Origin of the sequence: Streptomyces sp. NPDC048018 (genome assembly GCF_043202995.1) — a bacterium.
Classification (GTDB): domain Bacteria; phylum Actinomycetota; class Actinomycetes; order Streptomycetales; family Streptomycetaceae; genus Streptomyces.
The window spans coordinates 168706-181608 of record NZ_JBIDBK010000003.1; the positions used below are offsets into that span (position 1 = coordinate 168706).

Sequence of the window (12903 nt, forward strand, 5' to 3'; positions counted from 1 at the left end):
GAGAGATGTGGAGATGACCGGTCCGTCGGAAGGCCGACGTCCTCGGCCCCGGACGCCCGAGGAGTGTCGGCAGGCATGAAGAACAACCCCGCCCCGTCCCCGCGGGAACCGCAGCAGACGACCGAGGCGGCCCGGGAGCTGATCGAGCTTCTGGAGGTGCTGTGGGAGCGCGGCCGGGACATGGTGTCGCCGACGCCGGTGTCGGCGAGTCAGCTGCGCGTGCTCTACAGCGTGGACCGCGAGGAGGGCATCAGCCTGCGCACCCTGGGTGAGCTGCTCGGGTCCGCGCCGCCGTCGGTGAGCCGCATGTGCGACCGGCTGGAGGCGCTGGGCTTCGTCCAGCGGCTGCCGAGTCCCGTCAGCCGCAGGCAGTTGGAGCTGCACCTGACCGCGCGCGGCAAGGCGTACCTGCGGGACCTCAGGGCCCAGCGCGAGGAGGCCCTGCTGGCGGTGATCGCCGCCATGTCGCCGACGAGCCGCAAGGCGCTGCTGCGGGGGCTCACCGGATTCCACGAGGCACTGGGCGAGGGCGCGCCCGCGGCCCCGTCACGCCCTGACACGCCGCTGAAGGACGTCAGCTCGGCCTGATCCCCGCGCGCCGCCTGCTCCGGCCGGCCGCACAGCCCATGTCCTCATTGCCGCCCTCTGGGTCGTCGTCGATGCGTCCACCGGGTGTGGGCCGGGCACGACCGGGCCCACACCACGTGTTGCACCAAGGATACAGTTGTCACACGGCAACTGTTGACGGGGTGCCATGCCAGTCGAGACAGACCACGAGGGCGTCGTCCTCCAGCGGGCTGGTGCCGTGGTAGGTGGCGAGCTCGCGCAGCACCGCCTGCGGTACGTGGGTGGGCGGCAGCAGCCGCGTCCCGCTGAGCGCCCGGGCCAGCGCCCGCTCCCCGTAGCTCTCCCCGGCGGGCGAGACGGCGGCGTACACCCCGTCGCTGCCGAACAGCAGGCGGTCCCCCGGGCGCGCGGTGAACCTCTCGGTGACGTAGACGGTCTCCTCGAACATGCCGAGCGGCAACTGCGCCTCGAAGGAGACGGACTCGACGGCGTTGCCCCGCAGCCGCCACAGCCGGGGCGAACCGGCGTCCACCACCTCCGCCTCGCCCGTGGCGAGGTCGAAGCACATCAGGAGGGCCGACACGTAGGCGCCGCCGCGGTACTGCGCGTACACGGCCTGGTCGGCCAGGGCGGCCTGGTCCGCGAGGCCGAGACCGGCCCGGCGGGCGTTCCGGAGCGCGTTGATCGCGAGATTCGTCAGGAGCGCGGCCTCGATGCCCTCGCCCATGCCGTTGGTCACGGTCAGGGTCAGCCGGCCGTCGGAGACCGACCAGTCGTAGTTGTCCCCGAAGATCGCGTAGGCCGGTTCGAGATGCGCGCCCAGGGCGAACTCCGGCCGGGCGCACGCGCGACCGGGCAGGAGCTGCCACTGCATCTCGGCCGCCAGCGTCAGCCGCGCCGCCCGCCGCGCCAGGACGTAGAGGTCGGTGTCACGCTCGGCCACCAGGATCTCGTGACCGAGGCTCTCGCACACGTGGCCCAGCTCGGGCAGCAGGGCACCCACGTCGGCCCCCGGCGGCAGGCCGACGGTGAGCACGCCCAGCCGGTCCCCGCGGACCGTGACGGGAAGGTGGACCAGGAGCGGGTCCGTCCCCTGGACGACGTACGGCTCCTGGGCGCCGAAGGCGCGCCCCTGCGGACTGTCGTGGATCTGGACCGACACCGCGGCCCCGGGTGTGCGCTCGACGAGCTGGAGCGTCCGCATCCCGTAGTCGGCCAGCCGGAGCTCCACCCCCCGGGCATCGCAGTACGCCCGCAGGGCGTCCTCGACGACGGCCACCAGACGGTGCGGCGCTGCCCTGCGGAGCGCCTGCTCGACGTCGGCGATCTCGTGCACGTTCTCCCGCTTCCTTCCTCCCTGGGTGCGGTCCCCTGCGCGGGGCCGCGAAGTCTTCGTCTAGCTTGCGTCGCCGGCGGCGGCGAGGGCCTCCGGGACGCCGGCGTGGGGCGGGACCGTCGTCGTCAGTCCGGTGATGTCCAGGATGCGTCGCACCGCTGGTGTCGGCGCGGCGAGGTACAGGTCGCCCCCGGCGTCGCGCGCCTTCTGGACCGCCCTGATCAGCACGTTCAGCCCGGACGAGTCCATGAAGTCCAGTGCGGACAGGTCGAGGACGAGGTGCCCCCGGCCCTGCCGGAACTGCTCCGTGAGGTGGGCGCCGAGCAGGTCGGCGGTCTCCATGTCGAGTTCACCTCCCACGGCCAGCACCGCTGTGCGGTCGTCGCGGATCACGACGTCGACGTCCAGGTTCGGTTCTCTCTCGGACATGTTCCTGCTTTCCACTGGGGGGTGGGGGACGAACGGGGGGAACGGGCGGGGGACGGGCGGTCGCGGATCAGGTCACCTGGACACCGACGACGCACGTGTCGTCGTCCGTGTCCGACTTGCTGCGCGCCAGCAGCAGGTCCAGGCGGCGTTCGAGGCTGTCCGCGGGCATGCCGGCGACGGCCAGCAGCTGGGTGACGGATTCCTGAACGGAGGTGTCCCGTCGTTCGACGAGACCGTCGGTGTACATCAGGACGGTGTCGTCCGGTTCGAGCCGGATCTCCGCCTCCTCGTACTCGGCCTCGGCGAGAGCACCCAGCAGCATCCCCTTGAGGAGCGGGAGGTCGGCGGCCTCGCCGGCCCGTACGAGCACGGGCGGAAGGTGTCCCGCCCGGGCCCAGCGCAGCGTCCGGGCCTCGGGGTCGAAGAGGCCGCAGATCGCGGTGGCCGTGACGTGGGCGGTCAGGTGGTGGGCGACGCCGTTGAGCCAGGCCAGCAGCTGTCCCGGGCCGGCGCCCGTGACGGCGAGGCCGCGCAGGGCGTTGCGCAGGACGACCATCCCGGTGGCGGCCTCCACCCCGTGACCCGCGACGTCCCCGACGCACAGGAGCACCTTCTTGGACGGCAGCACGACGGCGTCGTACCAGTCGCCGCCGACCAGGGACTCCGACTCCGCCGGGCGGTAGCGCACGGCGACGTCGAGTCCCGGGGCGTCCAGCGGGGGCTTGGCCGGCGGCATGATGGCGTGCTGGAGCTGGAGGGTGAGCCGGTTGCGTTCCTCCGCCTCCTCCTCGGTGGCGGCCAGACGGTCGCGGGTGGCCGTGAGGGCGACCTCGGTCCAGTGCTGCGCCGAGATGTCCTGGAAGGCGCCCCGGATCGCCTGGAGTCCGCCGTCGGCGCCCAGGGTCGGTTCGGCGATCACTCGGATGTGCCGGACGACGCCGTCGTGACGCAGCAGCCGGAAGGCCATGGAGCCCGCCCGCCGCTGGTGCAGCACGGACTGCAGGAAACGCCGGATGGTGCCGGAGTCGTCGGGGTGGGCGTGGGCGGCGAGGTCGCGCAGGGAGACGGCCGGTTCCGTCACCTGCCGGCCGAAGAGCTCGAAGAGCTGGGCGTTCCAGGTGATCTCGCCGGTGAGGACGTCCTCGTCGAAGGCGCCGATCCGGCCGAGCCGCTGGGCGTGCTGCAGCAGATTCGCCAGGCGGGCCGCCTCGTCCTCGACGCGCCAGACGAGCAGGACGCTGTCTCCGTGCCGGCTGATGCTGATGTCGGCGAGTGACGAGAGCGGCACCTGGTCCACGAGGGCGGTCAGCCGGGTGCGCCGGGAGCGGAAGGGCTCCCCCGTGGCATAGACCCGCTCGATCCGCTCGAAGAGCTCCCTCTCGCCCGCCGTCCCGGGGTACGCCTCCAGGAGCAGGGCTCCTTCGACGGCGCTGCGGGGCCGGCCGGCCGGGTCCTGGAAGTGCGGGTTCGCGTGCCGGATGCGGAAGTCGGCCAGCCGCCCCGTCTCGTCCAGGTGGGGGGCCAGGACGAGGACCGGGTCGTAGAGCCCGTCGGCGAGCTCGGCCAGCTCCAGCGCTCCGTGCCCGGAGGCGACGGGGGAGCGCGTCGGCTCGGCGGGCGCGGAGCGGGCCTCCAGCGTGTGGGCGCACAGTTCGGCGAGGGCCTCGATCTGGCGCTCCACGGCCTGGGGCTGCGGCTCCAGCGGCCGGGCCCAGCAGATCTCCAGCACGCCGTGGATCCGGCCGCCGGTCCCGGCGGGGACGACGACCCGGCCCCCCTCGGGGTGGCGGGCGCGTCCGATCGAGGGGACGCCGGCGGCGGCCAGGGACGGGTACCAGACCGTCCTGCGGTCGGTGAGGGCGTGGCGGGCCGCGGTGCTCACACCGGGCGGCACGTAGTGCCAGCGTGCCGCCTCGTCGGAGCCGAAACCGGCGTGGCCGCACAGGGTCAGCGACGCGTCCGGGCCGGTGGTCCAGATCGCCACGGCGACGGCGCCCAGGGGTTCGAGCGCGTGCGCCAGCAGCGACTCGGCGACGGACTGCGTGTCGCTCGCGCTGAGCGCCGCGCTCTCGGCCGTACGCAGCCGGACGGCGACCGAGGCGTCGGCCCGGGCGACCGGGCCGGGAGAGCCGGGCTCGCCGACGGTGGTCCTGACGAACTCGCCGGCGGCCTCGGCGACCCGGTCACGGGCCGCCTGGTTGATGATGTCCGCGGCCAACTCCAGCTGGGAGAGTCCGGCCCGCTCGGCGAGTTCGGCGAGCTGCCGCGCCGCCTGGGCGGGGCCGCAGCCGAGGCGCTCGACGATGACTCCCTTGGCGAGCTCGACCAGGGCACGGCCCTCGGCCGCCGCGTGCGCGGCGCGCACCTCCCCGCGCAGCCGTTCCACGGTGGCGGCCAGCCGGCCGAGCGCGAGGCGGTCCTGCGTCGACACCCGGTCGCCTTCGGCGGCAGCGGGGCGGGGAACGCTCGCCAGGGGCACCTCGGGCAGCGGAGCGTCTTCCCCGGGGGTGCCGGAGGACGCGTCCGCGCCCCGGAGGTGGGGACCACTCACTTCGACGACTCCAGGGGTAGGGCGGCCGTGGGGCCGCCGGACGAAGGGGAACAGGGCGTGCCGGGCAGGCGCGGGGCCCGCCGCGGGGTGCGGTACGGGCCGGCGGGGAGGACGGTCACGGAGTTACCCGTCGTTCAGCCAGCGGCCGACGCAGGCGATGAGTTCGTCGGCGTCGACGGGCTTGGTCACGTAGTCGCTGGCCCCCGAGGCGATGCTCTTCTCCCGGTCGCCCGGCATGGCCTTGGCGGTGACCGCGATGACCGGCAGGTCCGCGTACTGCGGCATCTCCCTGATCTGTGCGGTCGCGGTGTAGCCGTCCATCTCCGGCATCATGACATCCATCAGGACGAGGTCGACCGCCGGCTGCGCGAGCAGCGTCTCGATCCCCTTCCGGCCGTTCTCGGCGTGCAGCACCCTGATGCCGTGCAGCTCCAGGATGCCGCTGAGGGCGTAGAGGTTGCGGGCGTCGTCGTCGACGACGAGAACGGTACGGCCGTGCAGCGCCGTGTCGATGGTCTGCGGCGCCGGGCCCTGGTGCTCGCCCCGGACCAGGGGCACGACGTCGCCGGGCTGCTCCGCGGACAGGTGCAGGGCGATCCGCTCACGCAGTTCGTCGAGGCTGGAGAGGAGCTCCAGCGGCCGCCGGCGGGCGAGCTCCTGCAGGGCACGCTCCTGGTCGGCGGCGAGGCGCCGGTTGTTGTGGGCGAGGACGGGAACGGTGCGCAGGGCCTCGTCCCCGTCCACGGCGTCGAGGAAGCGCAGGGCGTCGCCGTCCGCCATGTCGACGTCGAGCACGACGCAGTGGAAGGCCTGGGTGGCCAGCGCGGTGGCGGCCTCCTGCGGGCCGACGACCGCGATCAGTTCGACGTCCCCCCGGTCGGCGCGGCCGCCGTCGGCGGCGAGCTCGGTGACGGCGTTCTCGGCGACGAGGGCGAGGAGTCCGCGCGGGCGCTCCTCGATCACCAGGATCCGCCGCGTCGGCCGGACGGACGGTGCACCGGCCCAGCCGAGGGGGGCGGGGGTGCCGCCTTCGGGCGCCGTGTCCGGAGGGGCCACGGTGGCCTCCGCCGTCCCCGCGGTGAGCGCGGGCTGTTCCGTGAAGTCGGGGCGGGTGACGGGCAGGTAGAAGGTGAAGGTGCTGCCCTCGCCGGGCACGCTGTCGACCGTGAGGGCGCCGCCGAGCAGGTAGGCGATCTCGCGGCTGATGGAGAGCCCGAGGCCCGTGCCGCCGTACTTCCGGTTGGTCGTTCCGTCGGCCTGCTGGAAGGCGCCGAAGATGGCCTCCAGGTTCTCGGGCGCGATGCCGATGCCGGTGTCCGTGACGCGGAAGGCGACGACGGGACCGCCGCGGTGGACCGTCGCCGGAAGCTCGTCGTCGGCGGCCGGTTCGATGCGCAGTTCGACGCTGCCCTGCTCGGTGAACTTGACGGCGTTGGACAGCAGGTTCCGCAGCACCTGCCGGAGCCGCGCGTCGTCGGTGATCAGGTCGACGGGGACGCCTGCGGAGGTCGACACCGTGAAGGTGAGGCTCTTCTGCGAGGTGAGCGGGCGGAAGGTGGCCTCGACGTAGTCGAGAAGCCGGCGCAGCGCCACGCGCTCGGGGTTGAGGTCCATCTTCCCGGCCTCCACCTTGGACAGGTCGAGGATGTCGTTGATCAGTTGCAGCAGGTCCGACCCGGCCGAATGGATGATGCCGGCGTACTCGACCTGCTTCGCCGTGAGGTTGCGGGTCGGGTTCTGGGCGAGCAGCTGGGCCAGGATCAGGAGGCTGTTGAGCGGGGTGCGCAGCTCGTGGCTCATGTTGGCCAGGAACTCGGACTTGTACTTCGAGGCCAGGGCCAGCTGCTGCGCGCGGTCCTCGAGCTCCTGACGGGCCTGCTCGATCTGGAGGTTCTTGGCCTCGATGTCGCGGTTCTGCGTCGCGAGCAGGGCCGCCTTCTCCTCCAGTTCGGCGTTGGAGCGCTGGAGTTCGTCCTGCTGCACCTGGAGTTCCTCGGTGCGCGAGCGCAGTTCGCCGGCCAGCCGCTGGGACTCGTCCAGCAGTTCGTCCGTACGGGCGTTGGCGACGATGGTGCTGACGTTGACGCCGACGGTCTCCATGAGCTGCTCCAGGAAGTCCCGGTGCACGGAGGTGAAGCGGCTGAAGGACATCAGCTCGATGACGCCGAGGACCTGGTCCTCGACGACGATGGGCAGCACCATCAGGCTGCCCCGGGCCGTCCGGCCGAGCCCCGAGGAGATCGCGACGTAGTCGGCGGGGACGTCCTCGGCGGCGATGGTGCGCCGGCTGCGGGCGGCCTGCCCGACCAGCGACTCCCCCAGCCGGAACCGGTCCCGTCCCTGTTCGCCGGCGGGGCGCCCGTAGGACCCGACGAGCCCGAGTTCGATGCCGTCCGCCCCCTCCTCCGCCAGGTAGAACGCGCCGTACTGGGCGGACACGAGGGGGGTCAGTTCGTCCATGACGAGTTCGGCGACGACGGCAAGGTCGCGGTGGCCCTGCATCAGCGCGGAGATCCGGGCCAGGCTGGACTTCAGCCAGTCCTGCTGCTGGTTGGCCCGGGTGGTCTCGCGCAGCGAGCCGACCATGGCGTTGATGTTGTCCTTGAGCTCGGCCACCTCGCCCGAGGCCTCGACGGTGATCGAACGGGTCAGGTCGCCCTCGGCGACCGCGCTCGCGACCTCGGCGATGGCGCGGACCTGGCGGGTGAGGTTGCCGGCGAGCTCGTTGACGTTCTCGGTCAGCCGCTTCCAGGTGCCGGAGACGCCCTCCACCTCGGCCTGACCACCGAGCCGGCCCTCGCTCCCGACCTCGCGGGCGACGCGCGTCACCTCGGCGGCGAACGAGGACAGCTGGTCGACCATCGTGTTGATGGTCGTCTTCAGCTCCAGGATCTCGCCGCGGGCGTCGACGTCGATCTTCTTGGAGAGGTCGCCGTTGGCGACGGCGGTGGTGACCTGGGCGATGTTCCGGACCTGTCCGGTCAGGTTGTTCGCCATGGAGTTGACGTTGTCGGTGAGGTCCTTCCAGGTGCCGGCCACGTTCGGCACCCGGGCCTGGCCGCCGAGGCGGCCCTCGGTGCCCACCTCCCGGGCGACGCGGGTCACCTCGTCGGCGAAGGCCGACAGGGTGTCCACCATCGTGTTGATGGTGTCGGCGAGGGCCGCGACCTCGCCCTTGGCCTCCACGGTGATCCGGCGGGAGAGGTCGCCGCGGGCGACCGCCGTGGCGACCTGGGCGATCGAACGCACCTGTCCGGTGAGGTTCGACGCCATCACGTTGACGTTGTCGGTGAGGTCCTTCCAGGTGCCCGAGGCTCCCCGGACGGTGGCCTGACCGCCCAGGTTGCCCTCGGTGCCCACCTCGCGGGCCACCCGGGTCACCTCGTCGGCGAAGGCCGACAACTGGTCGACCATCGTGTTGATGGTCGTCTTCAGCTCAAGGATCTCGCCCCGGGCGTCCACGTCGACCTTCTTCGACAGGTCACCGGTGGCCACCGCGGTGGCCACGTGGGCGATGGCCCTGACCTGGGCGGTGAGGTTCCCGGCCATGGAGTTGACGGAGTCGGTCAGGTCGCGCCAGGTGCCGGACACGCCCTTGACGTCGGCCTGGCCGCCGAGGATGCCCTCCGTGCCCACGTCGCGGGCCATGCGCGTGACCTCGTCGGCGAAGGAGGAGAGCTGGTCGACCATCGTGTTGATGGTGTTCTTGAGCTCCAGGATCTCGCCGCGGGCGTCCACGTCGATCTTCTGGGAGAGGTCGCCCTTGGCGACCGCGGTGGCCACCTGGGCGATGTCCCGGACCTGGGTGGTGAGGTTCCCGGCCATCGCGTTGACCGAGTCGGTCAGGTCCGCCCAGGTGCCGGAGACCCCGGGGACCACGGCCTGCCCGCCCAGGGTGCCCTCCGTGCCGACCTCACGGGCGACGCGCGTCACCTCCGAGGTGAACAGGGAGAGCTGGTCGACCATCCCGTTGAACACACTGGAGATCTCGCCCATCAGCCCGCCCGCCTCGTCGGGCAGACGGGTGCCGAAGTCGCCGTCCCGCACGGCGGTGAGACCGGCCAGGAGCTGCCGGAGCTCCGGCTCTCCCACCGCGGCCGGCCCCGGCCGCCCATCGGTCGCGGAGCCCTTGATCGTCGTCTCAGACATGCCCATCCTCGTTCGCCATCAGGCATCCGCACACGGTCCATACGGGTACGGTCACGCGTCGGAACCGTCCGCCTTCCCGTACGGTTCCGCAGCTCAGACCGTTGCCGTACGGCAATTATGACGACAGTACTCCCTCGTGATCGACAAGAGGAGGGCGATGCCGCGTCATGCGGCCGGAAGACGACGTCGTCAACGTCACAGACGAGGCCTCGGAGCGCGCCGGAGCCGCCCCGCGGACCCGCCCGGTTCCGGTGCCCGCCGCGCCCCGGAACCGGGGGTGTACGGGGCGGGAGCCGGGGTACACGCCGCGTCAGACCGGGCGGTCGGCGCCCTGACGACGAGGGGACTCCCAACGTGTTGATGGCTCATCCCGCGGTCCTGCGGAATCTCATCGAGCAGTACGAGACGCTCGAGGTCCTCCGTGCGCAGGACGGTAGCGCCGAGGTGCGCAAGCGCATGGACGACCTCGCCTACACGCTGTGTGTCTGCACGGGTACGCGCGACGTGGACGCGGCGCTGATCGCCGCCCGCCACCGCCTGCCGGGCGCCCGCCCGGAGGACGACTCGGTCCTGACCGCCTGAGAGACACGAACGGGCCCGGCACGCTCCCCTCGGAGCGTGCCGGGCCCGTTCGTGCCATGGGTGGGACGTCCGTTCCCGGCCCCGTGGCCGGGGCAGGGCGTCCCACGGGGAACGCCCTGCGCCCGCGGCCGGGATCCGGCGGCGGGCGCAGGGCGTCTCGTACGGTGCGGGGTCTCGCGCGCGGGCGGGGGCGTGCCGCGCCCGCGGGACGCGGCGCCGCCTACCAGCGGTACCAGCGGCCCGTGCTCCCCTTCGGCCGGGCCACGAAGCCGATCAGCCACACGACGAGCACGATCACGGCTATCCACCAGAGCGCCTTGACCGCGAAGCCGACGCCGAAGAGCAGCAGAGCGAGAAGCAGAACGAGCAGCAGGGGGACCATGTGCGTCAACCTCCGGAAGAGTGGTGAAAGGAAACGGATCAACGGGCCGGATCGGCCCCTGGGGAGAGAGAAACCTCACCCGTGTCTCAGGAGCGGCGTCCGAGGAGTCGGGCCAGCGGGCCGCGGCTGCGTCGCCCCGCCCGGTGTCCGAGCGCGTACGCACCGGTGAGCGCGGCCGTCGCGCTCACGGCGGCGCCGCCCGTCACCCCCTTGTGCGTGCGCACGGCGGTCCACAGCGCTCCGCCGGCGCCACGCGCCACATGCCCGGCGGTACGGGCCTGCTCGGCGAACGGGGCCGGAAGGGCACGCAGCGCCCCCGTGGCCGCCGGACCGGACGCGGCCGGCTCCGTGGTGCCGGCCTGCTCCGCCCGTACGGCGCGGTCCGCCCGTACGGCGCGGTCCGCACCGTGGGACGGGCCGGCGGCCTCGGGCACGGAGTGCGGGCCGGCCCGGCGGGGCGGATTCTGGTCGCTGTTGTCGGAAGCACTCATGGCTGTCGTCTGGCCGCGCTCGCCGACGGCAAACCCCGTCCTTCGCACCGAAGCGAAATTTCCCGGCGCACCTCCCCGGTGTTCCGGGGCTCCGTGGCACCCGGAATCCCCGGGCCCGGCGGACCGCGGGCGCACGGCCCACGAACCCGCTTGGCCCGGCCGATCCGGGACAGACGGCCGTGCATGGTGACGATTCTTCTCGCGGCCCTTCCGGCCCTGACCGCCCTCGCCACCGGCCTCCTGGCCGTCGTGGTGTCCCCCTGGTGGTGGTGCGCGGCCGGCCCCGCCCTCCTGCTCGCCGCCGTCGCGCTGCGCGACCTGCGCCAGCGGCGCCACTCCGTACTCCGTAACTACCCGCTGCTGGGACACCTGCGGTACGCCATGGAGGCGCTCCGTCCCGAGGTGCAGCAGTACTTCGTCGAGCGGAACGTCGACGGCGTGCCCTTCGACCGCGACACCCGCTCCATCGTCTACGAGCGGGCGAAGGGAACGGATGCCGAGGACCCCTTCGGAACGGAGCTGGAGCTGGACCGCACCGGCACCGAGTACCTCGTCCCGTCGATGGCTCCGCGCCCGGTGCCGACCGGACAGCCCCGGGTCCGGATCGGCGGCCCGGGCTGTACCAGGCCCTACGACATGGCCCTGCTCAACGTGTCGGCGATGAGTTTCGGCGCCCTGTCGGACCGGGCGATCCGGGCCCTGAACGAGGGCGCCCGGCGCGGCGGCTTCGCCCACGACACCGGCGAGGGCGGGATATCGCCGCATCATCTGGCTCCCGGTGGCGACCTCGTGTGGGAGATCGGCACGGGATACTTCGGCTGCCGCACCGACGACGGCGGCTTCGACCCGCGGCTGTTCACCGAGAAGGCCGCTCTCGACCAGGTCGCCTGTGTGCTGCTGAAGATCAGTCAGGGAGCCAAACCGGGTATCGGGGGCGTGCTGCCCGGCTCCAAGGTCGGCCGGGAGATCGCCTCGGTCCGGGGCGTTCCGCCGGGCCGCACCGTGATCTCGCCGCCGTACCACCGGGTCTACCGGACCCCGCGGGAGCTCGTCCGCTTCCTGGACCGGATGCGGGAACTGGCCGGGGGCAAGCCGGTCGGGTTCAAGCTGTGCGTGGGCTCGCGCCGCGAGTTCCTCGCCGTCTGCAAGGCGATGCTGGAGGAGGACGTCACGCCCGACTTCATCGTCGTGGACGGGGCCGAGGGCGGCACCGGGGCGGCACCGCTGGAGTTCGCGGACACCGTCGGGCTCCCCCTCACCGAAGGTCTGACGACGGTCCACCGGGCGCTCGTCGGCGCGGGGCTGCGCGACCGGATCCGGATCGGCGCCTCCGGCAAGGTCGCCACCGGCAGCGACATCGTCAAGCGGCTGATCCAGGGCGCCGACTACACCAACTCCGCCCGGGCCATGATGTTCGCGCTCGGCTGCATCCAGGCCCAGCGCTGCCACACCAACACCTGTCCCGTCGGTGTCGCGACCCAGGACCCGCGGCGCGCCCGGGCCCTGGACGTCGAGGACAAGGCACGGCGCGTCCAGCGCTTCCAGGAGGCGACCGTGAAGAGCGCCCTGCAGATCATGGCCGCCATGGGCGTCGAGCGCCCCGGCGATCTGGCGCCCGGGATGCTCCTGCGCCGGGTCGGCCCGGACGACGTCCGGTCCCATGCCGACCTGTACACACCGCTCGCTCACGGGGCACTCCTCTCCTCCGCCTCGGTTCCGGACGCGTGGGCGGCCGACTGGAAGGCGGCTCATCCGGACCGGTTCGCCCTCGGGTGAAGCGGTCGAGGCCGGGCGACCGGGCTGCCCCTCGGGTGGTCCGGATCGCCCGGGCCCGGAAGATCCCGGTCGAACCGGGGTGGCCCGGTTGACCCTCGGCCGAGCCGGGAGTGGTGGAGGGCTGCACCCCTTGGGCCGGTGGCCGGCCACGGCCGGCGGGCCCGTTGCCGAGCCGACCGGAAAGCCCTCGGCCCGGGACGGAGCCTGTGTGCTCCGTCCCGGGCCGAGGGCCGCGGGCGCGTACGGCGCCGTCCCGCTAGAACGGGCCGCCGACGCGGTAGTACGCCATCAGGTCCTCGCGGTACTGCCGGTCGGCGAGGTGCTTGTCCGAGTGGAACTCGGGTGCGTCCTTCACCTGTTCCTTGGTCAGGGCGAGGTGGACCGTGTTCTCCTCGAGGTCGACGCGGGTCACGGCGCTCGCCGGGATCAGCACCTCCTTGCCGAAGATCCAGACTCCGGTGTCCACGACCAGGTAGGCGTCGTCGACCTCGTCGGAGTGCTTGTCCACCTTTCCGATGTGGCCGTCGGCCGCCTCGACCCGCCATCCGGTGAGGTCGGTGCCCGCCAGGTGGCCGGACTCCGTGCCGTAGCTCCAGAAGTGGTCGGTCATTGCTGTCACTCCTCTGCTCGTTCGTGTCGT

Annotated in this window: 10 protein-coding genes; 3 read left to right on the forward strand and 7 right to left on the reverse strand. The window is 72.7% G+C overall.

The genetic code is table 11. The features are described from left to right. Positions 1-75 precede the first annotated feature (75 nt). Positions 76-588, forward strand: coding sequence for a MarR family winged helix-turn-helix transcriptional regulator (locus ACGF1Z_RS12145; RefSeq protein ID WP_393002760.1), 513 nt, complete (start codon positions 76-78; stop codon positions 586-588). 139 nt (positions 589-727) lie between these two features. Here the strand turns inward: ACGF1Z_RS12145 and ACGF1Z_RS12150 are convergent, their stop codons facing one another. The 4 genes from ACGF1Z_RS12150 to ACGF1Z_RS12165 form a co-directional block, all read right to left on the reverse strand. Continuing rightward, on the reverse strand, positions 728-1903 hold the full coding sequence (locus tag ACGF1Z_RS12150) for a PP2C family protein-serine/threonine phosphatase (protein WP_393002762.1): 1176 nt from the start codon (positions 1901-1903) through the stop codon (positions 728-730). 60 nt (positions 1904-1963) lie between these two features. Next, positions 1964-2332, reverse strand: a complete 369-nt coding sequence (locus ACGF1Z_RS12155; RefSeq protein ID WP_393002764.1) for an STAS domain-containing protein — start codon at positions 2330-2332, stop codon at positions 1964-1966. A gap of 67 nt (positions 2333-2399) precedes the next feature. After that, positions 2400-4883, reverse strand: a complete 2484-nt coding sequence (locus ACGF1Z_RS12160; protein ID WP_393002766.1) for a SpoIIE family protein phosphatase — start codon at positions 4881-4883, stop codon at positions 2400-2402. Positions 4884-5006: 123 nt separating this feature from the next. Beyond that, a complete protein-coding gene (locus tag ACGF1Z_RS12165) occupies positions 5007-9032 on the reverse strand; it encodes a HAMP domain-containing protein (protein ID WP_393002768.1) in 4026 nt (1341 codons plus the stop codon). A 354-nt stretch (positions 9033-9386) separates the two neighbouring features. Here ACGF1Z_RS12165 and ACGF1Z_RS12170 point away from each other — a divergent pair, with 354 nt between their 5' ends. After that, the gene (locus tag ACGF1Z_RS12170) at positions 9387-9614 is read left to right on the forward strand and encodes a DUF5133 domain-containing protein (RefSeq protein ID WP_393002770.1); all 228 of its coding nucleotides are present in this window, start codon (positions 9387-9389) and stop codon (positions 9612-9614) included. A gap of 220 nt (positions 9615-9834) precedes the next feature. Here the strand turns inward: ACGF1Z_RS12170 and ACGF1Z_RS12175 are convergent, their stop codons facing one another. Together ACGF1Z_RS12175 and ACGF1Z_RS12180 are read right to left on the reverse strand one after the other, a co-directional pair. Then, on the reverse strand, positions 9835-9996 hold the full coding sequence (locus ACGF1Z_RS12175; protein ID WP_393002772.1) for a hydrophobic protein: 162 nt from the start codon (positions 9994-9996) through the stop codon (positions 9835-9837). Between the two features lie 86 nt (positions 9997-10082). Beyond that, positions 10083-10487 (reverse strand): hypothetical protein, encoded by a 405-nt coding sequence (locus ACGF1Z_RS12180; protein WP_393002774.1) that lies wholly within the window; start codon positions 10485-10487, stop codon positions 10083-10085. A 183-nt stretch (positions 10488-10670) separates the two neighbouring features. Between ACGF1Z_RS12180 and ACGF1Z_RS12185 the strand changes: the two genes are divergently transcribed. After that, the gene (locus tag ACGF1Z_RS12185) at positions 10671-12263 is read left to right on the forward strand and encodes an FMN-binding glutamate synthase family protein (RefSeq protein ID WP_393002776.1); all 1593 of its coding nucleotides are present in this window, start codon (positions 10671-10673) and stop codon (positions 12261-12263) included. Positions 12264-12519: 256 nt separating this feature from the next. Here the strand turns inward: ACGF1Z_RS12185 and ACGF1Z_RS12190 are convergent, their stop codons facing one another. Beyond that, complete coding sequence (locus tag ACGF1Z_RS12190) at positions 12520-12873, reverse strand: PRC-barrel domain containing protein (RefSeq protein WP_393002778.1); 354 nt, start codon at positions 12871-12873, stop codon at positions 12520-12522. Positions 12874-12903: the final 30 nt, after the last annotated feature.

Coding starts and splice junctions, on each gene's coding strand:
- ACGF1Z_RS12145 (WP_393002760.1), top strand. CDS start 76: ATGAAGAACAACCCCGCCCCGTCCCCGCGGGAACCGCAGCAGACGACC.
- ACGF1Z_RS12155 (WP_393002764.1), bottom strand. CDS start 2,332: ATGTCCGAGAGAGAACCGAACCTGGACGTCGACGTCGTGATCCGCGAC.
- ACGF1Z_RS12175 (WP_393002772.1), bottom strand. CDS start 9,996: ATGGTCCCCCTGCTGCTCGTTCTGCTTCTCGCTCTGCTGCTCTTCGGC.
- ACGF1Z_RS12190 (WP_393002778.1), bottom strand. CDS start 12,873: ATGACCGACCACTTCTGGAGCTACGGCACGGAGTCCGGCCACCTGGCG.
- ACGF1Z_RS12165 (WP_393002768.1), bottom strand. CDS start 9,032: ATGTCTGAGACGACGATCAAGGGCTCCGCGACCGATGGGCGGCCGGGG.
- ACGF1Z_RS12185 (WP_393002776.1), top strand. CDS start 10,671: ATGGTGACGATTCTTCTCGCGGCCCTTCCGGCCCTGACCGCCCTCGCC.
- ACGF1Z_RS12180 (WP_393002774.1), bottom strand. CDS start 10,487: ATGAGTGCTTCCGACAACAGCGACCAGAATCCGCCCCGCCGGGCCGGC.